Genomic DNA, 20,591 nt, shown 5'->3' with positions numbered 1-20,591 from the left:
GCCTTCCCCATTCTAAAGGGGGTGGGGTTAGCCCCACCCCCAAGGACCCTTCCGGGGCTACTTTAGCTCCTTCTTAAGCTCCTCCACGAACTTGGAAAGGGGCGTCCCCGCCGGGAGTTCCATGAAGAAGGTACCCGTCTTCTTCCGCTTCACCAGCTCCTGGCCGATCTGGTAGGCCTCGGCGGGGAGCTCAATGTAGCCCGTGGAGCGGATGGCCCGCCGGGCGGCGGGGGAGAGGTAGAAGTCCACGAACTCCTGCACCTCCTTCCGCTCCAGGCTCTTGGCGTTCACGTAGATGAAGAGGGGCCGGGAGAGGGGCTGGTAGGTGCCGTTCAGAACGTTTTCCCGGCTGGGCAGGACGCACCCCTTGCCGTTATCCACCGCCACCGCCTTCACCTTGTCCTTGTTCTCCTCGTAGTAGGCCACACCCAGGAAGCCCATGGCGTAGGTGTCCCCGGCCACGCCCCGGATGGTGACGTTGTCGTCCTCCGTGGGCTGGTAGTCGGTGCGGATGGCCTTGGCTTTGCCCATGATGGCCTCGGTGAAGTAATCAAAGGTGCCGGAGTCGGCCCCGGCCCCGAAGAGCCTCAGGGGCTGGTTGGGCCAGTTGGGGCGGATCTGGTTCCAACGGGTAATCTTGGAGCCCGGCTCCCAGATGGCCTTGAGCTCGGAGGTCTTCAAGCAGGTGGCCCAGGTGTTTTTAGGGTTCACGATGACCGTGAGGGCGTCGTAGGCCACGGGGATCTCAATGAAGGCGATGCCGTTTTCCTTACAGACCTTGAGCTCCTCCGGCATGATGGGCCGGCTGGCGTTTTGGATGTCCGTTTCCCCGCGGCAGAACTTCTTGAAGCCGCCCCCGGTGCCGGAGAAGGCCACCACCACCTTCACCCCGGGGTTGCGGGCGGCGAACTCCTCCGCCACCGCCTGGGTGATGGGGTAGACGGTGGAGGACCCGTCCGCCCGCACCACCTGCTGGGCGAAGGCCGCGCTGGCTACCGCTAGGACTGCTAGGCCGATGGCTTTCCGCATACCTAACCTCCCACCCGTACTCTGCCAGCCCCTTGTCAGGGGACGGTCAGGGCCATGGGGGCCTCGAGGCTAAGCCCCGCCAGGTTGTAAAGCCCCCGCCGGATCACCGCCCCGCCCAAAAGCCTTTCCCCCTGGTAGAAGACGGCGCTCTGCCCGGGGGTGACGGCGAAGACGGGCTCTTGGAACCGGAGGCGCAAGGGGTTTAGGGACTCCACCTTGGCCCGCACGGGGGGGGTGCGGTAGCGCACCTGCACCTCCACCTCCTCCGGAAGCTCGGCCAGGAGGTTGAGGCCTTCCCCCTCCAGACCCTGCCAAAGGGTAGCCTCCTTGGGCCCCACGTAGACCACGTTCCGCCCCGGGTCCAGCCCCACCACGTACCGCTCCAGGTGGGGCTTGAAGAGCCCAAGCCCCTTCCGTTGCCCCAGGGTGTAGAGGCTTGCCCCCTGGTGTTCCCCCACCACCTCCCCCGTGAGGGCGTCCACCACGGGGCCCGGGCGGACCTGGAGCCTGGTCTGCAGGAACTCCCTCAGGTCCCCGGCCACGAAGCAGAGGTTCTGGCTTTCGGGCTTTCGGGCGGTGGGGAGGCCCGCCCTTTCCGCCAGGGCCCGCACCTCCGGCTTGGTGAGGTGCCCCACGGGGAAGAGGAGGTGGGGGATGGCCTCCTTGGGGGTGCCCCAGAGGAAGTAGGTCTGGTCCTTCCTCGGGTCCAGGCCCCGGAGGAGGGCCTCCCCTTCCCTGCGCACGTAGTGCCCCGTGGCCACGTAGTCCAGGCCGAGCCTTTTCGCCTGCTTGAGGAGGGCCCCGAACTTCACGTGGGTGTTGCAGCGGGCGCAGGGGTTGGGGGTGCGCCCCTGGGCGTAGTCCTCCAGGAAGGGCCCGATGATCTCCTCCTCAAAGACCTCGCGGTAGTCCAGGAGGTAGAAGGGAATGCCGAGAAGCTCCGCCACCCGCCTGGCCTCGTAGGCGGCGTCCGGGGTGCAGCAGCTCTCCCAGGCCCGGGGCTTCCCGCCCTCCAGGCGCACGGGGGGCAGGTCGGGCCAGAAGCGCATCATGGCCCCCACCACCTCGTAGCCCGCCTCCTTGAGGAGGAGGGCCGCCACGGAGGAGTCCACCCCCCCGGACATGGCCACGAGCACCCGCTTCATGCCACCACCTTCTCCCCCAGGGCCGCCTCCGTGCTCCGGATGGCCACCTCCACCATCTCCGGGGTGGGCTCGGCCACGGTGAGGGCCTGGAAGCGGAAGCCGAGCTCCCTAAGGAGGCGGGAAAGGGGGTCCTCATGCCGGGCGGAGAAGTAGAGGAGCTCAAAGGCCAAGGCCGCCACCACGGGGAGGAAGAGGACCCGGGCCAAAAGCCGCCACCAGAGCACCTCGGGGGCGGGGATGAGGCTATAGACCAAAACGGAAACCACGATGACGAAGGCCAGGAAGGTGGTGCCGCACCGGGGGTGGAAGCGGGGCTGGGCCAGGACGTTTTCCACCGTGAGGGGAAGGCCCTTCTCGTAGGCGTGAATGGCCTTGTGCTCCGCCCCGTGGTACATGAAGAAGCGCTGGATCTCCGGCATGCGGCCGATGAAGCGGAGGTAGCCGAGGAGGATCCCCACCTTGAGGAGCCCCGCCAGGAGGTTGTAAAGCACCGGGTGGCGGGCGGGGTCCACCAAGAGCCCGGAGAGGAAGCCGGGCAGGACGATGAAGAGGGCGATGCCCAAAAGGAGGCTAAAGGCCACGGTGCCCCAAAGCGCCCCCTTGGGCATCTCCTCCTCCCCGGCGAGCTCGGCGCTCCGGGCCAGGGCGCGGTAGCTCACGGAAAGGGCGTCAAAGAGGGCCACCACTCCCCGGATGAGGGGGAGGCGGGCAAAGGGGTAGCGTTCGGTGAGGGCTCGCTCCTCGTGGCGCTCCACGTGGATCTCGCCATTTGGGAGCCGCACCGCCAGGGCCCAGGCCCACGGGGCCTTCATCATCACGCCCTCGAGGGCCGCAGCCCCTCCCAAGGCCGCCTGTTTGGCCAAAAGCAAGAAGCGCATCCTTCCCATTCTGCCACGGGCGGGCGTGGTATAACCCTAGGCGTGATCACCCTAAGCGCTAGCCAGGCAAGCTTTCTGGAAGCGGAAGCCCCTTTGAAGGTGGTCTTCGTGCAAAAAGGAGCCCTCCTCCCCCAGGGGGAGGCCCTGGACGCCCGTTTGGGCGGGCTTTTGCGCCGGGCCTGGGAGGGGGCGGGGCTAAAGGAGGCGGGGGACCACCTCCTCCTCGCCACGCCGGAAGGGCATGTCCTCCTTTTCGCCCTGGGCGAAGACCTCCGGGCGGCTGGGGGCCGGCTTGCCCAGGCCCTCGGGCGGTACTCCTTCCCCCGGGTCCTCGTGGAGGAGGTGGCGGAGGCCTACCCCTTGGCGGAAGGGCTCTACCTCGGGGCCTACCGCTACACCCGCCACAAGACGGAGAAGGCGGAAAAGCCCTTGGCCCTGGAGCTTTCCGGCGCCGAGCCCCAGGCGCTGGAGCGGGCGAGGAAGGTGGCGGAGGGGGTCTACTTCGCCCGCGACCTGGTGAACGAGCCCCCAAACCTCCTCACCCCCGAGGCCTTAGCGGAGGCGGCCCTTTCCCTGAAAGCGCTCGGGGTAGAGGTGGAGGTCCTGGACGAAGGGGCCATCCGGGAGCTGGGCATGGGGGCTTTCCTGGCGGTGGCCCAAGGCTCGGAGAACCCGCCCCGCTTCATCCACCTCCGCTACCGCCCGGAAGGGGCTAAGGGGAGGCTGGACCTGGTGGGTAAGGGCCTCACCTTTGACTCCGGGGGCTACTCGCTAAAGCCCACGGAGAGTATGGCCACCATGAAGTCGGACATGGCGGGGGCGGCGGCGGTGCTCGGGGCCTTTAAGGCTGCGGCCCTCCTCGGCCTTCCCCTGGAGCTATGGGGCTACGTGGCCGCCTGCGAGAACCTGGTCTCGGGACGGGCCTATCGGGTGGGGGACGTGCTCAAGACCCTTTCCGGCAAGACCGTGGAGGTGATGAACACCGACGCCGAAGGCCGCCTCACCCTGGCGGACGCCCTCGCCTATGCGGAGCGGCAGGGGGCCGAGCGCATCCTGGAGCTTTCCACCCTCACGGGGGCGGCGGTGGTGGCCTTGGGGGAGGAGGTGGCGGCCCTTTTCGCCACGGAGGGGGAGTTTGGGGAGAAGGTGCGGAAGGCGGCGGAGGAGGCCGGGGAGAAGGTCTGGCCCATGCCCTTGGAGAAGGCCTACCGGGAGAAGCTCAAAAGCCCCGTGGCCGATCTGAAAAACGTGGGAGACCGAAACGGCGGGGCCATCACCGCCGCCCTCTTCCTGGCGGAGTTCGTGAAGGTGCCCTTGGTCCACCTGGACATCGCCGGGCCCGCCTTCGCCAAGAAGGCCCACGCCCTGGGGCCGGAAGGGGGGACGGGCTTCGGGGTGCGGACCATCCTGCGCCTGGCGGAAACCCTGGCCCAGTAAGAAAGGGCCCGGGGGACTCCCCGGGCCCTCCATCCGCCTCCCTTAGCCCTGGCAGTTCGGGCACTTGCCCCTGAACTCCAAGCGGAAGCCCTCCAGGGCCCAGCCCGTGCGCTCGGCGGCCGCTTTGAGGGCGGGCTCGAGGTCCAGCTCGGGCAGGTTCTTCAGGAGGAGGTCCTCCACCTTGCCGCAGGAGGTGCAGACCAGGTGCGCGTGGGGCTCGTTGTAGCCGTCGTACCGGGTGTAGCCCTTAGGGTCCTTGAACTCGTAGATGAGGCCGTGTTCCCGCAGGACATGGAGGTTTAGGTAGACGGTGGAAAGGCCGATATCGTAGCCCCGCTTCTTCAGGCCCTGGTAGAGCTCCTCCGGGGTGGGGTGTACGTTCTTGCGGTCCAGGAAGCTCAGGATGCGCTCCCGGGGCAAGGTGTGCCGCAGCCCCACCGCCTTTAGCCGCGCCCGGTAGTTTTCCTTTTCCTTGGTCCTTGGCATGGCTCCTCCTTCCTTTCAATTCCAGTATACACAGGCCATGTGCAAATGCAACACTTGAGCCCTGTTAAACAAGTACAATATCTGTTTTTCGCCACCGAGGGCGTCTTCTGGAGGGACTTTTGCCAAGATTCTCCTTTTATTTTTGGAGAAGCCTTGTCCACACCGCAAGGGCCTCTCCGGGGTATAATGGGGCCACCTTGGAGCGGCCCGTTTACCGCATCCTGCACCTGGTCTTCGCCCTGGGGGTGGCCCATGCCCTTTTTCTTTTGGGGCAGGAGGGGGTGCGGGCCTACCGCTTGGCGGGGGAAAGGGCTAGGCTAGAGGAGGCCATCGCCCGGGCCGAGGCCCGGGTGGCCGAGCTCAGGGCCCAGGTTGCCGCAGCCCAGGACCCCGCCCACCTCGAGGCCCTGGCCCGCAGGCTCGGCTTGGTGCGTCAGGAGGAGACGCTAAAGAGGCGATGAGGGAAGACCCAGCCCACCTGCTCTTGGAGGACGAGGCCCTGACCGATGGCCTCACGGACGAGGAGGCGGAGACCCTCCTCTCTTGGCTTCTGGACCTAGCCCACGAGGCGAGCCCAGCGCAGTTGGCCCACCTCAGACGGCTTGGGCACGAGATCACCCGCCTTTCCCGGGACTACGGCGTCCCCGTGGAGGAGCTCATCGGCCTGGTGGAGCTGAGCTGGGGGGAAGGCGAACCCCCTGGCCTCCAGGCCTAAAGGACCAGGGCTTTGAGGAGTTCCCGCACCTCCTCGAGGCGGGGTGGGGGAGGGTTTTTGCGGTAGATGAGGGAAACCTGCAAAGCCGCCTCCTCCGCCAGGGGTTTGAGCACCGTCCCCGGGTGGGGGAAGACGCGGTAAGGGGCCAGGGTGAGGTAGACCCCTACCCCAGCCGCCACCAGGCTCACCGCCTGGGGGAAGCGGGCCACCTCCCGGGCCACCCTGGGGGTAAACCCCGCCCGGCGGAACACCTCCATGAAGGCTTCGTGCAGGGGGGGCAAAACCTCTTTAGGAAGGAGCAGGAAGGGCTCCTCCTTCAAGGCGGCCAGGGGCACCCGTTCCCTTTCCGCCAAGGGATGGCTTTCCGGGAGGAGGACCACGATGGGCACCTTCAAGAGGGGCTCCTCCCCGATGGCTGGGTCCTCCACCCGGAGCCCAGCCAGGCCGTAGTCCAGCCTTCCCTCCTTCAGGGCCTTCACCTGCTCGGGGGTGTGCATCTCCAGGACCTCCACCGCCTGGCCGAGCCCCCGGCGCAGGTGGTCTAGAAGGGGCATGAGGTCGGGAAGGAGGTTTTCCGGCACCCCGAAGCGGAGGGTCTGCCAGCCTGCCCGGCGTACCCTTTCCTTTAGCGCCTCCACCGACTGGAGAAGGCGGCTTCCTTCCTCCTTGAGCACCTCTCCGGCTGGGGTGAGGCGGAAGGGCCTCCTTTCCAGGAGCCGCACCCCGAGCTCCCTTTCCAGGGCCTGGATCTGCTGGGAAAGGGCGGGCTGGGAGAGGTAGGCCCGCTCCGCCGCCTTGTGGAAGTTCCCCTCTTCCGCCAACAAGAGGAATAGCCTGAGGCGGCGCAGGTTCATGATAAGAAAAGTTTATCACCTTGCCCTGTGCCTTCCTATTGGACAAGCGGTCCCCTTTGCCCCAGACTGGGGGATGAGTCGGTGTAGTGTAGTTTGCCGCCAAAGGGGGGAAGCATGACGGAACGCGCGCTAAAGGAAGCCTGGATGGCCCTATCCCCGGAGGAGCGGGCCCGCTTCCTGGAGGTGGAGAACCGGGAGTGGGTGGAGTCCTTGGAGTACGTCCTCCGGGTGGAGGGGTTTGAGCGGGTGGAGGAGCTTTTCCGCCTCTTGGACGAGTACCTTTACCTCCAGGGGTACTTCCCGCAAAACCGCCTTTCCACCCCCTACCTCAACACCATCCCCAAGGAGAAGGAGCCCCCTTACCCGGGGGATCTGGAGTTGGAAAGGCGCATCGCCAACATCCTCCGCTGGAACGCCGCCATGATGGTCGTGCGGGCCAACCAGAAGGCGGACGGCATCGGGGGGCACATCTCCACCTACGCCTCCCTCGCCGAGCTCTTAGAGGTGGGCTTCAACCACTTCTTCCGGGGGCCGGAGGCGGGGCTGGACCGGGACCTGGTCTTCTTCCAGGGGCACGCCTCCCCCGGGGTTTACGCCCGGGCCTTCTTGGAGGGGCGGCTTAGCGAGGCCGACCTGGAGAACTTCCGGCGGGAGGTCCACCCCCCTGTGCCCGGGGGACGGGGGCTTTCCAGCTACCCCCACCCCTGGCTCATGCCGGACTTCTGGGAATTCCCCACGGTTTCCATGGGTCTAGGGCCCATCCAGGCCATCTACCAGGCCCGCTTCATGCGCTACCTAGAAGACCGGGGCCTAAAGCCCAAAAGCTCCGCCAAGGTCTGGGCCTTCCTGGGGGATGGGGAGCACGACGAGCCCGAGACCGTGGGGGCCCTGCACCTGGCGGCCCGGGAGAACCTGGACAACCTGGTCTTCGTGGTGAACTGCAACCTCCAGCGCCTGGACGGGCCCGTGCGGGGCAACTCCAAGATCATCCAGGAGCTGGAAAGGCTTTACCGGGGGGCGGGTTGGCGGGTGATCAAGATCGTCTGGGGCTCCGCCTGGGACGAGCTCATCGCCAAGGACAAGGAGGGCCACCTCCTCCGCCGCTTTGAGGCCTTGGTGGACGGGGAAAGCCAGCGCTACGCCGCCTTTGGTGGCAAGGAGCTCCGGGAGCGTTTCTTCAACACCCCCGAGCTTAAGCGGCTCATTGAGGGGATGACGGACGAGGAGCTCACCGAGCTCACCCGTAGCCGCGGCGGGCACGATCTGAAGAAGATCTACGCCGCCTACAAGATGGCGGTGGAGCACAAGGGGAGCCCCGTGGTCATCCTGGCCCGCACCATCAAGGGCTACGGCATGGGGCCCACGGCCATGGCCAAGAACGTGGCCCACCAGGTGAAGAAGCTCACGGAGGAGGACCTTAGAGAGGCCAGGGCTTTCCTCGGCATCCCCATTCCCGAGGAGAAGCTTAAGGACCTCCCCTACTACCACCCCGGGGAGGACTCCCCCGAGGTGCGCTACCTGAAGGAGAGGCGGAAGGCCCTGGGCGGCTTCCTTCCCGAAAGGCGGGTGCGCTTTAAGGGGGGCCTCGAGGTGCCGGGGGAGGACTTCTTCCGGGAGTTCTACGAGGGCTCGGGGGGGCGGGAGATCTCCACCACCATGGCCTTCGTGCGCATCCTGGCCAAGCTCCTCCGCCACCCCACCATCGGCAAGCTCATCGTGCCCATCGTCCCCGACGAGGCCCGCACCTTTGGCATGGAGGCCCTGATCGCCCAGGTGGGCGTCTACTCCCCCCAGGGGCAGCTTTACATCCCCGTGGACGCCGGTACCCTCACGGCCTACAAGGAGAGCAAGGAGGGCCAGATCCTGGAGGAGGGGATTACCGAGGCCGGGGCCATGGCGGACTTCATCGCCGCCGGCACCGCCTACGCCCACTGGGGCATCCCCACCATCCCCTTCCTCATCACCTACTCCATGTTCGGCCTGCAACGCATCGGGGACCTGGTTTGGGCCGCCGCCGACCAGCGCACGCGGGGCTTCCTCCTCGGGGCCACCGCCGGGCGCACCACGCTTCTCGGGGAGGGCCTGCAACACCAGGACGGCCAAAGCCACATCTACGCCCTGGCCGCCCCCAACCTCCTGGCCTATGACCCCGCCTTCGCCTACGAGTTCGCCGTGATCCTCGAGGACGGCCTGAAGCGCATGTACGGGAAGGGGGAGGACGTCTTCTACTACATCACCATAGAGAACGAGAACTACGTCCACCCCCCCATGCCCGAGCCCCGGGAGCGGGTGAAGGAGGGCATCCTCAAGGGCCTTTACCTTTTCCGGGAAGGGGAGGGGAAGGGGCCCAGGGTGCAGCTATGGGGCGCAGGGCCCATCCTGCCCGAGGCCATCCGGGCCCAGGAGCTCCTCGCCCAGTACGGCGTGGTGGCGGACGTCTGGAGCGCCACCAGCTACAAAGCCCTTTACTACGACGCCATAGAGGCGGAAAGGGAAAGGCGGCTTCTCGGCAAGGCGCGGAAGCCCTACGTGAAGGAGGTCCTCGAGGGGCACGAGGGCCCGGTGGTGGCGGCCACGGACTACCTGAAGGCCCTGCCCAACCTGGTGCGGGACTACGTGGACCGCCCCTTCTGCGCCCTGGGGACCGACGGCTTTGGCCGCTCGGACACCCGGGAGGCCCTCCGGGACTTCTTTGAGGTGGACGCCCGGCACATCGCCTACGCCGCCTTGGCCCTCCTCCAGGAGGAGGGAAAGGTGGGGGCCGAGGTCTTGGAAAGAGCGCAGGCGGAGCTAGGCCTTAAGCTAGAGGAAGTGCCGCCCCACAGGCGCTAGGAGGCCAGGCATGGAACTCAAGCTTCCCGAACTGGGCGATAACGTGAGCGCGGCCACGGTGGTGGGGGTCCTGGTCAAGGAGGGCGACCGGGTAGCCCCCGGCCAGCCGGTCTTGGAGCTGGAAACGGACAAGGCGGTGATGGAGGTGCCCGCGGAGGCGGGCGGGGTGGTAAGGCGGGTTTTGGTCAAGGTGGGGGACGAGGTGCGTCCGGGCCAGCCCTTCTTGGAGTTGGCCGAGGAGGCCGCGGCGGAGGCGCCCCCCAAGGAACCCGTGGAGGCGCCCGCTCCCCCCAAGCTAGGGCCCCAAGCCCCTAAGGCCCCTTCCCCCGGGGCGCCCAGGCCCGAGCCGCAGGAGCGCCGCCTCATCCCCGCCGCCCCTTCCGTAAGGCGGCTTGCCCGGGAGCTCGGGGTGGACCTCCTGGGGGTGCGGGGCACGGGCCTTGCCGGGCGCATCACGGAGGAGGACGTGCGCCGGGCGGCGGGGCTTGGGGAAGCGCCCGAGGAAGCTCCGAAGATGGGCCTTCCGGCCCCCAGGCTCCCCGACTTCGCCAAGTGGGGTCCGGTGCGCACCGAGCCCATGAGCGGGGTGCGCAAGGCCACCCTAAGGGCCATGGCCCAGGCCTGGGCCCAGGTGCCCATGGTCACCCACTTTGACGAGGCGGACATCACCGAGCTGGAGGCCCTGCGCAAGCGCTACGCCAAGAAGGCGGAGGAAAGGGGTTTCCGCCTCACCCTCACCGCCTTCCTCCTCAAGGCCTTGGCCCTGACCCTCAAGGCTTTCCCCAAGTTCAACGCCTCCATAGATGCGGAAAAGGCCGAGGTCATCTACAAGGACTACGTCCACATCGGCGTGGCCGTGGACACGCCCCACGGCCTCCTGGTCCCGGTGATCCGCAACGTGGACCAGAAGGGGGTCTTGCGCCTGGCGGCGGAGCTTCAGGAGGTTTCCGAAAGGGCCAGGGAGCGGAAGCTCACCCCCGAGGAGATGCAAGGGGGTACCTTTAGCCTCTCCAACCTGGGGGGGATTGGCGGGGTGGGCTTCACCCCCATCGTCAACTGGCCCGAGGTGGCCATCCTCGGGGTTTCCCGCTCCCAGATGAAGCCCGTCTGGGATGGGGAACGGGAGGCCTTCGTGCCGAGGCTCGTCATGCCCTTTAGCCTTACCTACGACCACCGCCTCATTGACGGGGCGGAGGCCGCCCGGTTCTGCCGCCATTTGGCGGGGCTACTGGAAGACCCCTTGGGCCTCGCCCTGGAATGAGGGTCCTCGTGTAGTATGGGAAAGTATGCGCGTCATCGTGGTGGGAACCCGGGGCAGCGCCCTCGCCCTGGCCCAGACCCGGTGGGTGGTGGAGCGCCTCAAGGAGAGCTGGCCTGAGGCGGAGTTTAAGGTGAAGACGGTGAAGACCCGGGGGGACCAGGGGGCGGACCCCAAGGAGCAGGCCATCTTCGTCAAGGAGCTCCAGGAGGCCCTCCTTGCCCGGGAGATTGACATCGCCGTGCACTCCCTCAAGGACCTGCCCACGGAAGAGCCCCCGGGGCTCAAGATCGCCGCCATTCCCCGGCGGCAGGACCCCAGGGACGTCTTCTTGGGGAGGGCGTACAAGCGCCTCGAGGACCTGCCCCAAGGGGCGGTGGTGGGCACGAGCTCCGTGCGCCGCAAGGCGCAGCTTCTCGCCCACCGGCCGGATTTGGTGGTCAAGGAGCTCAGGGGGAACGTGGACACCCGCTTGGCTGCTTTGGGTAACGGGGAGTACGACGGCATCATCCTGGCGGCGGCGGGGCTTTTGCGCCTGGACCTAAGGAACCGCATTGACCAGTTTTTGGAGCCCGAGGTGATGCTCCCCGCCCCGGGCCAAGGGGCCTTGGCCCTGGAGGTGCGGCAGGGGGATGACCTGGCGGAGGAGCTCTGCTACGCCCTCCACCACCACCCTTCCCACGACCGGGTGCGGGCGGAGAGGGCCTTCCTCAAGGGGCTTGGGGCGGGTTGCCTGGCCCCCGTGGGGGCCTTGGCCCAGGTGGCGGAGGACGGCACCTTGGTGTTGGAAGGGGGGCTCTTCTCCCCCGACGGCAAGAGCTTCATCCGGGCGGAGATTGAGGGGGACGCCTCCGAGGCGGAGGAGCTTGGCCTGGAGCTGGCCCAGGACGTCCTGGAGCAGGGGGGGCGGGAGATCCTCGCCCAAACCCGAGCGGTTTAGGGGAGTTTAGGGTATAGTGGGGCTGATGGCGCTGAAGCGTCTGACCCGCCAGCGCAAGGCCATCCTGGAGGTGGTGCGGCAGGCCCACCACCACCCGGACGCCGCCTGGATCTACCAGGAGGTGCGCAAGGTGGTGCCCAAGGTGAGCCTGGGCACCGTCTACCGCACCCTCGAGGCCCTGGTGGCGGAGGGGTATCTCGTCCCCATCACCAAGGCGGGGGAGGCCACCCGGTACGACGCCAACCTCCACCCCCACCTGCACCTGGTCTGCGAGGCCTGCGGGGCCATCGTGGACCTGGAGGTGGCGCTTCCCGATCTGGTGGGCCTGGCCCGGGAGGCCCACCCCGGGGTGGAGGTGCGGGCGGCCGAGGTGACCTTCAGGGGGCTTTGCCCCACCTGCAAGGCGGCCCCCAGGGGCTAGATGGACCCTTTGGCCTGGCTCTACGCCCGCCAGGGGGTGGTGACCCTGGGCCTGGAGCGCATCCGGGCCCTTCTTGCCCGCTTGGGCGACCCCCAGGAGGCCTACCCCGTGGCCCTGGTGGGGGGGACGAACGGGAAGGGCACCGTAGCCCGGGCCCTGGCCGCCATCCTGGAGGAGGCGGGGCTTAGGGTGGGGCTTTACACGAGCCCCCACCTGGTGGACTTCCGGGAGCGCATCGCCCTCATGGGGAAGCCCATTTCCGAAGCCCGCCTCCACGCCCTCTTGGAGGAGGTCCGCCCCCACGCCGAGGCGGTGGGGGCGAGCTTCTTTGAGGCCACCACCGCCCTGGCCCTCCGCTACTTCGCCCAGGAGGGGGTGGAGTTGGCGGTCCTGGAGGTGGGCCTTGGGGGGCGTCTGGACGCCACCAACGCCGCCGAGCCCATTCTTTCCATCGTCACCAACATCGGCCACGACCACCTGGAGGTCCTGGGGCCCACCTTAAGGGACGTGGCCCGGGAGAAGGCGGGGATCTTCCGCCAAGGGGTCCCCGCCCTCACCGCCGCCCGGGGGGAGGGCTTGGAGGAGCTAAGGGCCAGGGCCCAAGCCCTCGGCACCCCCCTTTGGGTCCTGGGGGAGGACTTCCACGTGGAGGAGGTGGCCCCCACCCCGATGGGCCTCGCCTTCACCCTGGCCCTGAAAGGGGAGAGGCGGCGCTTCCAAGCCTCCCTCCTCGGCCCCCACCAGGCGGAGAACCTGGCCTTGGCGGCGGTGGGGGGAAGGCTTTTGGGGGCGGGGTGGGAGGCCGTGGAGAGGGGCCTTGCCCGCACGGAGAACCCGGGCCGTCTGGAAAGGCTTAGCCTGGGGGGAAAGGAGCTCCTCCTGGACGGGGCCCACAACCCCGAGGGCGCCTTGGCCCTGCGGGAGGCCCTCCGCTTCCACGGGCTTCTCCCCGCTGCCTTCGTCCTCGCCTTCACCAAGGGCAAGGCGCACGCCCCCATGGCGGAGGCCCTCCTCGGCCTCGGCCCCGTGGTCCTCACCCGCTACGCCTCCCCCCGGTGCGAGGACCCCAGGGCCCTCCTTCCCCTTTTCCCCGGGGCGGAGGTGGAGGAGGACCCCTTAAGGGCCCTGGAACGGGCGCTTGCCCTGGAGCCCCGCGCGGTGGTGGCGGGAAGCCTCTACCTGGTGGGGGAGGTGAAGCGGCGCCTTTTGGGGCTTCTCCCCGAGGAGCGCTGGCAGTAGGCTAGAGGGCTTCCCGGATGGTCCGGGCTGCCCGGAGGAGGTCTTCTAGAGGGCGCACCAGGGCGATGCGCAGGAAGCCCCTTCCCCCAGGCCCAAAGCCCCGGCCCGGGGCCAGGGCCACCCCCCTTTCCACGAGGCGGAGGGCGAAGTCCAGGTCGTCCACCCCCTCAGGTAGCTTGCCCCAAAGGTACATGGTGGCCCGGGGGGGCAGGAGCTCCAGGGCCCCCTCCAGGGCCCTTGCCATCCCCAGGGCCCTTTCCCGGTAGACCTGGGCGTAGCCCCGGGTGGCCTCCCTCGGGGTTTGGAGGGCCGCTATGCCCAGGCGCAGGATGCCGGCGTACTGGTTGAAGTCTATGACCCCTTTCACCCGCTCTAGCCGCTCTATGGCTTCCGCGTTTCCCAGGGCGAAGCCCAGGCGGAAGCCCGCCAGGTTGTAGCTCTTGGAGAGGGAGAAGAGCTCCACCACCCGCTCCTTGGCCCCGGGGAGGGCCAGGGGGGAAGGGGCCTCCCCCTCGTAGACCTGGTCCACGTAGGGGTTGTCGTGGAGGAACCAAAGCCCGTACCGCTTGGCCAGGGCCAGGGCTTTCTCAAAGTACCCCCAGTCCGCCACCGCCCCCGTGGGGTTGTTGGGGTAGTTGAGGAGGAGGACCTTGGCCTCCTTTAGGACGGGTTCCGGCACCCGCTTTAGCTCGGCGAGGCCCCCTGGCCCTAGGGGGATGAGGTGGGTCCGCAGGGAGGCCACCCGGGCGGCGCCGAAGTAGCTCGGGTAGGCCACCTCGGGGAGGAGGAGGAGGTCGCCCGGCTCCGTGAGGGCGAGGAGGAGGTGGGCGAGGCCCTCTTGGCTCCCGATGAGGGCCAGGGCCTCCCGCCTGGGGTCTAGGGCGACCCCGTAGCGTCCTTGGTACCAGGTGGTGGCGGCCTCGAGGAAGGGCAGGGTGCAGCTCTTTAGGCAGTAGCCGTAGGTTCTGGGGTCCAAGAGGGCTTCCTGGAGGGCCTTTAGGGGGGCCTCCGGGGGAAGGAGGTCCGTGGAGCCGATGGAGAGGTCTATGAGCTCCACCCCCCTTTCCCGGGCCCTCCGCTTGGCCTCGTCCACCACCAGGAAGACGGAGGGCTCCGGCACCCTACTCATGGTGTCCCTCCCGCCAGACCTTGCCCGTGACCAGGCTCAGGGCGTGGGGCAACACGGGAAGCACCGCCTCCAGGGACTCCCGCGCCCCCTTGGGGCTTCCCGGGAGGTTCAGGATGAGGGTCCGCCCCCGCACCCCCGCTACCCCCCGGGAGAGGGCGGCCATGGGGGTTTTCTCCAGGCCTTTGAGGCGCATGAGCTCGGGAAGCCCCGGGACCTCCCGCTCCAAGACCTCCCGGGTGGCCTCGGGGGTGCGGTCCCGGGGGCTCAAGCCCGTGCCCCCGTTGGTGAGGATGAGGTCCATCCCTTCCCGGTCGGCCCAAAGCCGGAGGACCTTCTTGATCATGGGAGGCTCGTCGGGCACCACCTCGTAGGCCACCACCTCGTAGGGCCCCCCCTTCAGGGCTTCCCGCAGGGCCAGGTGGGTGGTGTCCTCCCGCTCGCCGCGGAAGCCCTTGTCGGATACCGTGAGGATGCCCACGCGGAACATTTGCCCTCAGTTTACGCGAGGACCTTTGCCAAAAGGGTTTTGGCGTAGTACAGGGTTTGGGCCAGCGCTTCCTCGTCCAGCCGGGCGAAGGTGTCCGTGGGCCAGTGCCAGTTAGGGGGAACGCCCCCTTCCAAGCGGATAAGGGTGAGGGTGGGAAAGCCCCTTTGCGCCAGGGGCAGGGCGTCAAAGTAGGCCAGGCGGTAACGGAGGGGCCTGGCCCCAGGGGTCCTGCGGGCAGCCTCCAAAAGGGGCCCGCGGTAAGGGGTGTAGCGGAGCATCCCTTCCCCCTCAGCATAGAAAAGCTCCCCCCGGCCCACGTTGTCCAGGTTGAGGACGAGGGCCCCTGGGGGCAGGTGGCGGGCGAGGGCCTTGGCCCCCAGCGCCCCCACCTCCTCGCACCCCGTGAGGGCGAGGCCGAGGCGCCAGCCTTTGGGGGGCTTGGTTTCCAGGAAAAGGGCCGTGGCCACCGCCACCCCGCTGGCGTTGTCGTTCCCCCCTTCCACGTAGGGCGCCCCGGCCTCCCGGTGGAGGAGGAGGGCTGCTTGAAGGAGGAAGTAAAGGCCCAGGGGCCACTTCAAGGGGGTGAAGGCCAAAAAGGGGCTTAGGAAGGCGAGGAGGGCGTTTGCGAGGAAGTTTTGCCGGAAGCCCCTTACCCGCTTGGGGTGGTAGAGGAAAAAGGTCTTGGCGGTGTCCACGTGGGCCATGAGGACGAGCGCCCTTTCCCCTTCCCCCTTCCAGGCCAGGAGGTTTTGCGAGGGGTGGCGGTCCAGGAGGAAGCCCCAGGGCCTATGCCCCTGGAAGTAGAGGAAGAAGGCCAGGGCCCCGAGGAGGGGGAAGAGGAAGGAAAGGGGGCTTAGGGCGAGGAGGAGGCTGATGCCGATGAGCTCGGGGCCGTAGCTTCGTACCCCCAGGAAGGGTAGGACCTCCACCGCCACCCCCCGCGCCTGCAAAAACTCTTTCAGGCGGCGGAAGGCCTCGGCCTCTCCTTCCGTGGCGCTTCCCCGGTGGGGGAGGTGGAGGAGGGCGAGGACCGCTTTTAGGGTCTCCACCTTCCCCAGCATAATGGGTCCATGTGGACTTTCCCCGAGCGCCTGGCCGGGCGGTACGTGCGCCTCGAGCCCCTAAGCCTCGCCCACCTTCCCGGCTTCCTCGCCCAGTACGACCCCGAGGTCTACCGCTTCCTAAGCCGCATTCCCTTAGGCCCCACGGAGGAGGCCCTAAGGGCCCACCTGGAGGCCCTCCTTTCCGAGCCCGGCCGGGTGAACTGGGCGGTCTACCTGGGGGAGGCCCTGGCGGGGCGCATCTCCGTCATTGCCCCGGAGCCGGAGAACCGCAAGCTGGAGCTCGGCACCATGATCTTCAAGCCCTTCTGGGGAAGCCCCGCCAACAAGGAGGCCAAGTACCTCCTCCTCCGCCACGCCTTTGAGGTGCTCCAGGCGGAGCGGGTCCAGTTCAAGGTGAACCTGCAAAACGAGCGGAGCCAGAGGGCCCTGGAGTCCTTGGGGGCGGTGCGGGAAGGGGTGTTGCGGCGAAACCGCAGGCTTCCCGACGGGACCTTCCGCGACGACGTCATCTATAGCATCCTGCGGGAGGAGTGGCCAAAGGTGAAGGCCCGCCTCGAGGCCCGCCTCTATGGAGGCCCTTAGCGCCCTCGTCCTCCTCCTGGCCTACCTGGGCCTTGCCCTGGGGGGGCTTCCCGGCTTCCGCATGAACCGGGCGGGGGTGGCCCTGGTGGGGGCGAGCGTGTTGGTCCTTTTGGGGGTCTTGGACCTGGAGGAGGCCTGGCACGCCCTGGACGCGGAAACCCTCGTCTTCCTCTTCGGCGTCATGGTCCTCAACGCCCAGCTCTCCTACGCCGGCTTCTTCGGCCTGGCGGCGGAGGCGCTTTTGCGCTTCGCCCGGACCCCCTTCGCCCTCCTCGCCCTCCTCACCCTGGGGGCCGGGGGGCTTTCCGCCCTCTTCCTCAACGACACCATGGCCCTCCTCCTCACCCCCTTGGTGGCGCGCGTGGCCCAGGGGCTTGGCCTAAACCCCGTGCCCTACCTCCTCGCCCTCATGGGGGCGGTGAACACGGGAAGCCTCATGACCCCCACGGGCAACCCCCAGAACATCCTGGTGGCGAGCCTTTCGGGCCTGGGCTACCTGGACTTTGTCCGATCCCTTTGGCTTCCCGCCCTTCTCGGGCTTCTCCTTCAGGTCCTCCTCCTCGCCCTCCTCTACCCGGAGGTGCGCTCCCTTAGGCCCCTCCCGCCCCTTCCCCCTTTGCGCTACCGCCTGCACCCGGGCCTCCTAAGGAAAGGCCTTGCCGTGGCCTTAGGCCTCCTCTTGGCCTTCCTCCTCGGCTACCCCATGGCCCAGGGGGCCCTGGTGGCGGCGGGGCTTCTCCTCTTTACCCGGAGGCTCCGCTCCGAGCGCTTCTTCCACCGGGTGGACTGGGAGCTCCTCGTGCTCTTCGGCGGGCTTTTCGTCCTCACGGAAGGGGTGAAGCGCCTGGGCCTCGCCGAGGCCCTCCTCCCCTTGGCCGCCACCCCCTTGGGCCTCCTCCTGGCCGCCGTGGTCCTTTCCCTCCTCATCTCCAACGTGCCCGCCGTCCTCCTCCTCGCCCCCTTGGTGCAGGACCCCAAGGACTGGCTCCTCCTCGCCGGGGGGAGCACCCTGGCGGGCAACCTCACCCTCCTCGCCAGCGTGGCCAACCTCATCGTGGCCGAGGGGGCGGGGAAGGAGGGGGTGCGGGTGGGCTTCGGCGAGCACCTGCGCCTGGGCCTGCCCCTCACCCTCTTAAGCCTCGCCCTCCTTTACGCTCTACTTTAGGCGTTCCTCCAGCCAGCCCCCGATGGCGAGCACCCTGCCGTCCTCGGCGTAGGGGCCCACCACCTGGAGGCCCACGGGCATCCCCTCCACCCGGGCGAAGGGGAGGGCCAGGGTGGGCACCCCGAGGAGGCTAAAGGGCAGGGTGAGGGTGATGAAGGCCTCCCGGTGGCCCTTGCGGCCCGACTCCAGCTCCACCTCCTCCGTGCCCAAGGGGGGGGCGGGGAGGGGTTGGGCGGGGAGGAGGAGGGCGTCCACGCCCCTCAGGGCCTTCATGAGCTCGAGGCGCAAGGACTCCCGCTCGGCCACGGCGTCCCGGTAGTCCTTTTCCGTGAGGGCAAGCCCTTGGAGGAGGGCTTCCCGAACCTGGGGGGAGAAGCCCTCGGGGTTTTCCTTTAGGGCCTTCTCGTGGATGCGGGCGGCCTCGTAGCGCACCAGGCGGGTGTAGACCTCGTAGACCCCCCTAAGGGGCAAGGAGACCTCCTTGACCTCCGCCCGCAGGGTGGGGAGGTCCTCCAGAAGGCGCAGGAAGGCCCTCCTTACCCCCTGGCCTAGCCTCCCCTCCAGGAAGTCCAGGGGGACGCCGAAGGTGGGGTTCTGGGGGGCCTCGAGGGGGATGCTCTCCCCCGCCAGGATCTCCGTGAGGAAGTGGGCGTCCCGCACCGTTTTGGCCAGGGGCCCGGCGTGGTCCGTGGAGCGGGAGAGGGGCAAGGCCCCTTCCAAGGAGATGCGGCCGTAGGAGGGCTTGAAGCCCACCACCCCGTTGAAGGCGGCGGGGATGCGGATGGAACCCCCGGTGTCTGTGCCCAAGGAGGCGAGGCCGATGCCTAAGGCCACGGCCACGGCGCTCCCGCCGCTAGACCCCCCGGCCTGGCGGGTGGGGTCTATGGCGTTGCGCACGGGGCCCGTCCAGGGGTTTTCCCCCGTGATGCCCAGGGCGATCTCGTGCATGTTGGTCTTGGCGAAGAGGAGGGCCCCCGCCTCTCTTAGCCGCCGCACCGCCTGGGCCTCTTCGGGAAGGGGCGGGAGGGGGGCTTGGGTCCCGGCTCGGGTGGGCATGCCCTTCACGGGGAAGAGGTCTTTCACCGTGAGGGGGAGGCCGTGGAGGGGGCCTCGAGGCCGCCCCCGACGAAGCTCTTCCGTGAGGGCCTCCGCCTCCTTGCGGGCGGCCTCCTCGTCCAGATAGGCCAAGGTGTTCCGGTCGGCGAAGGCCCTGGCCCTTTCCAGGGCCTCTTCCAAAAGGGCCAAGGGGGTGGTTTTACCCTGCTCCAGAAGGGCTTTAGCCTCGAGGAGGTCCATGCTCCATTATAAAAGCCTTCTCCCCTTGCCCTCCCAGGGGCTTCCGCCCCGGCCAGGCGTAGGCGACCACCTCCCTTTCCTTGAGGGCCAGGGCGATGAGCTCCTCCGTGGGTAGGCGCTTTTCCGCCTCCAAGACCACCTCCAGCTTCGCCCGGGTCACGGGGTGCTTGGGGGCGAAGAGGGTGCAGCACTCCTCGTCGGGGAGGATGGAGATGGGGTAGGTGCCGATGCGCTTGGCCTCGGCCATGATCTCCTGCTTATCGGAGCCGATGAGGGGGCGGAAGACGGGGAGGGTGGCTGCCTGGTTCACCGCATAGAGGTTCTTCAGGGTCTGCGAGGCCACCTGGCCCAGGCTGTCCCCCGTGCAAAGGGCCAAGGCCCCCTCCTCCTTGGCAATGGCCTCGGCGATGCGGAGCATGTAGCGGCGGTAGAGGACCACCCGGTAGGGGGTGGGGGCCTCCACGATGATGTGCCGCTGCACCTCGCTAAAGGGGACGAGGTGGAGGCGGATACGGTGCTGGAAGCGGGCGAGGCGCTCGGCCAGGGCCATGGCCTTCTCCCGGCTTGCCCCGGAGAGGAGGGGGAAGGGGTGGAAGTGGACGAGGACCACCTCCGCCCCTCGGCGCATGAGGCGGTAGGCGGCCACGGGGGAGTCTATGCCCCCCGAAAGGAGGGCCACCACCTTCCCGGAAACCCCCGGGGGAAGCCCCCCAGGCCCCGGGTAGCGGGCCACCTCCAGGAGGGCCGCCCCGGGGAGGATGCGCACCACGAACTCCCTTTCCGCCCCCTTGAGCCTTACCTGGGCCCCCGTCCTCTCCTTCACGAAGGCCCCAAGGCGCCTTTCTATCTCGGGGGAGGTGAGGGGGAAGGCCTTGTCCGAGCGCTTGGCGGTGATGCGGAAGCTGGCAAAACGCGCTTCCGCCAAGACCCCTTCCAAGGCGGCCTCGAGGGCCTCGAGGTCCGGGGGCGTGCGCAGGACCCGGGCGAAGCTTTCCACCCCCAGGGTGTCCTGGAGCCGGGACTGGGCCTCGGGCCAGGCCGTGGCCTCCAGGCGGAAGAGGAGGGCCATGGCCCAGTCCGCCTCCAAGGTGGCCCCAAGCCCCTTTAGGGCCTCCCGCACGTGGGCCTTGGCCCTCTTCAGAAAAAGGGGGCGGTTCTGCCCCTTGAGGGCGAGCTCGTGGAAAAGGTTGACCAGGACCAGGGTTTCCGTCATGGGCAAAGGCCTTTCACTGCCAGGTAAAGCCGGCTGCACAAGGAGCCCCGCCGGGCCGCATCTTTAAGGTCCTCGGGGCGTCCATAGCGGAAGGCGGCGTAGTAGGTCTTGCCGGGCTTGGGCTCGGGAAGCCTCGGGGGGGCGAGGAGCCTCCCCTCAAAGACCCATAGCTCCAGGGTGTAGCGGGGCCTTTCCTCCACGCCGAAGGCGAGGGGGCTGGCCTCGGCGAGGGCGGTGCCGAGCTTCTCCCGGGCCACGCGAAAGGCGGCCTCCTCCAGGGTTTCTTCCCCTTCCAGGCTCACGGCGGGAAGCCCCCAGGCCCCCCCGAACTCGGGGTCCTCCGGAGGCCGCAGGACCATAAGAAGCCCCTCCTCCCCCCAGGCGGCCAGGGCCACGGAGCGCTTCTTGGGCACCCCCGCGC

Annotated in this window: 21 protein-coding genes; 10 read left to right on the top strand and 11 right to left on the bottom strand. The window is 68.3% G+C overall.

Annotated elements, in window-relative coordinates; all coding sequences use genetic code 11:
* Positions 1-57 precede the first annotated feature (57 nt).
* The 3 genes from LXN00_RS06905 to LXN00_RS06895 are packed head-to-tail and all read right to left on the bottom strand — an operon-like array spanning position 58 to position 3,052.
* A complete protein-coding gene (locus tag LXN00_RS06905; protein WP_234506735.1) occupies positions 58-1,029 on the bottom strand; it encodes a PstS family phosphate ABC transporter substrate-binding protein in 972 nt (323 codons plus the stop codon).
* Between the two features lie 35 nt (positions 1,030-1,064).
* Positions 1,065-2,174: a tRNA 2-thiouridine(34) synthase MnmA gene (gene mnmA / locus LXN00_RS06900; protein ID WP_234506732.1), complete on the bottom strand. Its 1,110-nt coding sequence runs from the start codon at positions 2,172-2,174 to the stop codon at positions 1,065-1,067.
* Entirely contained in the window at positions 2,171-3,052 is an 882-nt protein-coding gene (locus LXN00_RS06895; RefSeq protein ID WP_234506729.1) for a DUF1385 domain-containing protein, read from the bottom strand. The genes mnmA and LXN00_RS06895 overlap by 4 nt, the downstream gene beginning before the upstream one ends.
* A gap of 42 nt (positions 3,053-3,094) precedes the next feature.
* Here LXN00_RS06895 and LXN00_RS06890 point away from each other — a divergent pair, with 42 nt between their 5' ends.
* The gene (locus tag LXN00_RS06890) at positions 3,095-4,489 is read left to right on the top strand and encodes a leucyl aminopeptidase (RefSeq protein WP_234506726.1); all 1,395 of its coding nucleotides are present in this window, start codon (positions 3,095-3,097) and stop codon (positions 4,487-4,489) included.
* A 42-nt stretch (positions 4,490-4,531) separates the two neighbouring features.
* Here the strand turns inward: LXN00_RS06890 and LXN00_RS06885 are convergent, their stop codons facing one another.
* A complete protein-coding gene (locus tag LXN00_RS06885) occupies positions 4,532-4,975 on the bottom strand; it encodes a Fur family transcriptional regulator (RefSeq protein WP_039454967.1) in 444 nt (147 codons plus the stop codon).
* 197 nt (positions 4,976-5,172) lie between these two features.
* On the opposite strand from LXN00_RS06885, the gene LXN00_RS06880 reads away from it, so the two are divergent.
* Together LXN00_RS06880 and LXN00_RS06875 are read left to right on the top strand one after the other, a co-directional pair.
* Positions 5,173-5,436 carry a septum formation initiator family protein gene (locus LXN00_RS06880; protein WP_234506723.1) on the top strand — a complete coding sequence of 88 codons (264 nt, stop codon included), beginning with the start codon at positions 5,173-5,175 and terminating at the stop codon, positions 5,434-5,436.
* The gene (locus LXN00_RS06875) at positions 5,433-5,690 is read left to right on the top strand and encodes a hypothetical protein (protein ID WP_234506721.1); all 258 of its coding nucleotides are present in this window, start codon (positions 5,433-5,435) and stop codon (positions 5,688-5,690) included. Before LXN00_RS06880 ends, LXN00_RS06875 begins: the two co-directional genes overlap by 4 nt.
* Here the strand turns inward: LXN00_RS06875 and LXN00_RS06870 are convergent.
* Positions 5,687-6,544 carry a LysR family transcriptional regulator gene (locus LXN00_RS06870; RefSeq protein ID WP_234506718.1) on the bottom strand — a complete coding sequence of 286 codons (858 nt, stop codon included), beginning with the start codon at positions 6,542-6,544 and terminating at the stop codon, positions 5,687-5,689. The two genes, LXN00_RS06875 and LXN00_RS06870, sit on opposite strands and share 4 nt — an antisense overlap.
* A gap of 114 nt (positions 6,545-6,658) precedes the next feature.
* Between LXN00_RS06870 and aceE the strand changes: the two genes are divergently transcribed.
* Genes aceE through LXN00_RS06845 form a run of 5 tightly spaced genes read left to right on the top strand, consistent with a single transcriptional unit; the run spans position 6,659 to position 13,234 of the window.
* On the top strand, positions 6,659-9,376 hold the full coding sequence (gene aceE, locus LXN00_RS06865) for a pyruvate dehydrogenase (acetyl-transferring), homodimeric type (protein WP_418952988.1): 2,718 nt from the start codon (positions 6,659-6,661) through the stop codon (positions 9,374-9,376).
* 10 nt (positions 9,377-9,386) lie between these two features.
* Complete coding sequence (locus LXN00_RS06860; protein WP_234506713.1) at positions 9,387-10,637, top strand: 2-oxo acid dehydrogenase subunit E2; 1,251 nt, start codon at positions 9,387-9,389, stop codon at positions 10,635-10,637.
* A 25-nt stretch (positions 10,638-10,662) separates the two neighbouring features.
* Positions 10,663-11,574, top strand: a complete 912-nt coding sequence (hemC, locus tag LXN00_RS06855) for a hydroxymethylbilane synthase (protein ID WP_234506710.1) — start codon at positions 10,663-10,665, stop codon at positions 11,572-11,574.
* A 25-nt stretch (positions 11,575-11,599) separates the two neighbouring features.
* Entirely contained in the window at positions 11,600-11,995 is a 396-nt protein-coding gene (gene perR / locus LXN00_RS06850; RefSeq protein ID WP_234506707.1) for a manganese-dependent transcriptional regulator PerR, read from the top strand.
* On the top strand, positions 11,996-13,234 hold the full coding sequence (locus tag LXN00_RS06845) for a bifunctional folylpolyglutamate synthase/dihydrofolate synthase (RefSeq protein WP_234506704.1): 1,239 nt from the start codon (positions 11,996-11,998) through the stop codon (positions 13,232-13,234). It begins immediately after the preceding gene.
* Position 13,235: 1 nt separating this feature from the next.
* Here the strand turns inward: LXN00_RS06845 and LXN00_RS06840 are convergent, their stop codons facing one another.
* Genes LXN00_RS06840 through LXN00_RS06830 form a run of 3 tightly spaced genes read right to left on the bottom strand, consistent with a single transcriptional unit; the run spans position 13,236 to position 15,911 of the window.
* Positions 13,236-14,363 (bottom strand): aminotransferase class I/II-fold pyridoxal phosphate-dependent enzyme, encoded by a 1,128-nt coding sequence (locus tag LXN00_RS06840; protein WP_234506702.1) that lies wholly within the window; start codon positions 14,361-14,363, stop codon positions 13,236-13,238.
* Positions 14,356-14,850 (bottom strand): MogA/MoaB family molybdenum cofactor biosynthesis protein, encoded by a 495-nt coding sequence (locus LXN00_RS06835; RefSeq protein WP_234506698.1) that lies wholly within the window; start codon positions 14,848-14,850, stop codon positions 14,356-14,358. Before LXN00_RS06835 ends, LXN00_RS06840 begins: the two co-directional genes overlap by 8 nt.
* 11 nt (positions 14,851-14,861) lie before the next feature.
* A complete protein-coding gene (locus LXN00_RS06830) occupies positions 14,862-15,911 on the bottom strand; it encodes a M28 family metallopeptidase (protein ID WP_267962686.1) in 1,050 nt (349 codons plus the stop codon).
* Between the two features lie 9 nt (positions 15,912-15,920).
* Between LXN00_RS06830 and LXN00_RS06825 the strand changes: the two genes are divergently transcribed.
* The gene (locus LXN00_RS06825; protein WP_234506691.1) at positions 15,921-16,496 is read left to right on the top strand and encodes a GNAT family N-acetyltransferase; all 576 of its coding nucleotides are present in this window, start codon (positions 15,921-15,923) and stop codon (positions 16,494-16,496) included.
* Positions 16,483-17,661: an SLC13 family permease gene (locus LXN00_RS06820; RefSeq protein ID WP_234506688.1), complete on the top strand. Its 1,179-nt coding sequence runs from the start codon at positions 16,483-16,485 to the stop codon at positions 17,659-17,661. The genes LXN00_RS06825 and LXN00_RS06820 overlap by 14 nt, the downstream gene beginning before the upstream one ends.
* Here the strand turns inward: LXN00_RS06820 and LXN00_RS06815 are convergent.
* From LXN00_RS06815 to LXN00_RS06805, 3 genes are read right to left on the bottom strand one after another with little or no spacing between them, the layout of a single operon-like run.
* A complete protein-coding gene (locus LXN00_RS06815; RefSeq protein WP_234506684.1) occupies positions 17,653-18,957 on the bottom strand; it encodes an amidase in 1,305 nt (434 codons plus the stop codon). The genes LXN00_RS06820 and LXN00_RS06815 overlap by 9 nt on opposite strands.
* Entirely contained in the window at positions 18,938-20,170 is a 1,233-nt protein-coding gene (gene thiI, locus LXN00_RS06810) for a tRNA uracil 4-sulfurtransferase ThiI (RefSeq protein WP_234506681.1), read from the bottom strand. Before thiI ends, LXN00_RS06815 begins: the two co-directional genes overlap by 20 nt.
* Positions 20,167-20,583, bottom strand: coding sequence for an NUDIX domain-containing protein (locus LXN00_RS06805; RefSeq protein WP_326491131.1), 417 nt, complete (start codon positions 20,581-20,583; stop codon positions 20,167-20,169). The genes thiI and LXN00_RS06805 overlap by 4 nt, the downstream gene beginning before the upstream one ends.
* Between the last annotated feature and the right edge of the window lie 8 nt (positions 20,584-20,591).

The sequence above is a fragment of the Thermus brockianus genome (genome assembly GCF_021462505.1).
Classification (GTDB): Bacteria; Deinococcota; Deinococci; order Deinococcales; family Thermaceae; genus Thermus; species Thermus hydrothermalis.
Note: the sequence above shows the minus strand (reverse complement) of the source record. Positions and strands in the feature narration are given on the sequence as shown.

Coding starts and splice junctions, on each gene's coding strand:
- LXN00_RS06820 (WP_234506688.1), top strand. CDS start 16,483: ATGGAGGCCCTTAGCGCCCTCGTCCTCCTCCTGGCCTACCTGGGCCTT.
- LXN00_RS06830 (WP_267962686.1), bottom strand. CDS start 15,911: ATGCTGGGGAAGGTGGAGACCCTAAAAGCGGTCCTCGCCCTCCTCCAC.
- LXN00_RS06875 (WP_234506721.1), top strand. CDS start 5,433: ATGAGGGAAGACCCAGCCCACCTGCTCTTGGAGGACGAGGCCCTGACC.
- LXN00_RS06840 (WP_234506702.1), bottom strand. CDS start 14,363: ATGAGTAGGGTGCCGGAGCCCTCCGTCTTCCTGGTGGTGGACGAGGCC.
- LXN00_RS06825 (WP_234506691.1), top strand. CDS start 15,921: ATGTGGACTTTCCCCGAGCGCCTGGCCGGGCGGTACGTGCGCCTCGAG.
- LXN00_RS06885 (WP_039454967.1), bottom strand. CDS start 4,975: ATGCCAAGGACCAAGGAAAAGGAAAACTACCGGGCGCGGCTAAAGGCG.
- LXN00_RS06895 (WP_234506729.1), bottom strand. CDS start 3,052: ATGCGCTTCTTGCTTTTGGCCAAACAGGCGGCCTTGGGAGGGGCTGCG.
- LXN00_RS06860 (WP_234506713.1), top strand. CDS start 9,387: ATGGAACTCAAGCTTCCCGAACTGGGCGATAACGTGAGCGCGGCCACG.
- LXN00_RS06905 (WP_234506735.1), bottom strand. CDS start 1,029: ATGCGGAAAGCCATCGGCCTAGCAGTCCTAGCGGTAGCCAGCGCGGCC.
- mnmA (WP_234506732.1), bottom strand. CDS start 2,174: ATGAAGCGGGTGCTCGTGGCCATGTCCGGGGGGGTGGACTCCTCCGTG.
- perR (WP_234506707.1), top strand. CDS start 11,600: ATGGCGCTGAAGCGTCTGACCCGCCAGCGCAAGGCCATCCTGGAGGTG.
- LXN00_RS06835 (WP_234506698.1), bottom strand. CDS start 14,850: ATGTTCCGCGTGGGCATCCTCACGGTATCCGACAAGGGCTTCCGCGGC.
- hemC (WP_234506710.1), top strand. CDS start 10,663: ATGCGCGTCATCGTGGTGGGAACCCGGGGCAGCGCCCTCGCCCTGGCC.
- aceE (WP_418952988.1), top strand. CDS start 6,659: ATGACGGAACGCGCGCTAAAGGAAGCCTGGATGGCCCTATCCCCGGAG.
- thiI (WP_234506681.1), bottom strand. CDS start 20,170: ATGACGGAAACCCTGGTCCTGGTCAACCTTTTCCACGAGCTCGCCCTC.
- LXN00_RS06845 (WP_234506704.1), top strand. CDS start 11,996: ATGGACCCTTTGGCCTGGCTCTACGCCCGCCAGGGGGTGGTGACCCTG.
- LXN00_RS06870 (WP_234506718.1), bottom strand. CDS start 6,544: ATGAACCTGCGCCGCCTCAGGCTATTCCTCTTGTTGGCGGAAGAGGGG.
- LXN00_RS06815 (WP_234506684.1), bottom strand. CDS start 18,957: ATGGACCTCCTCGAGGCTAAAGCCCTTCTGGAGCAGGGTAAAACCACC.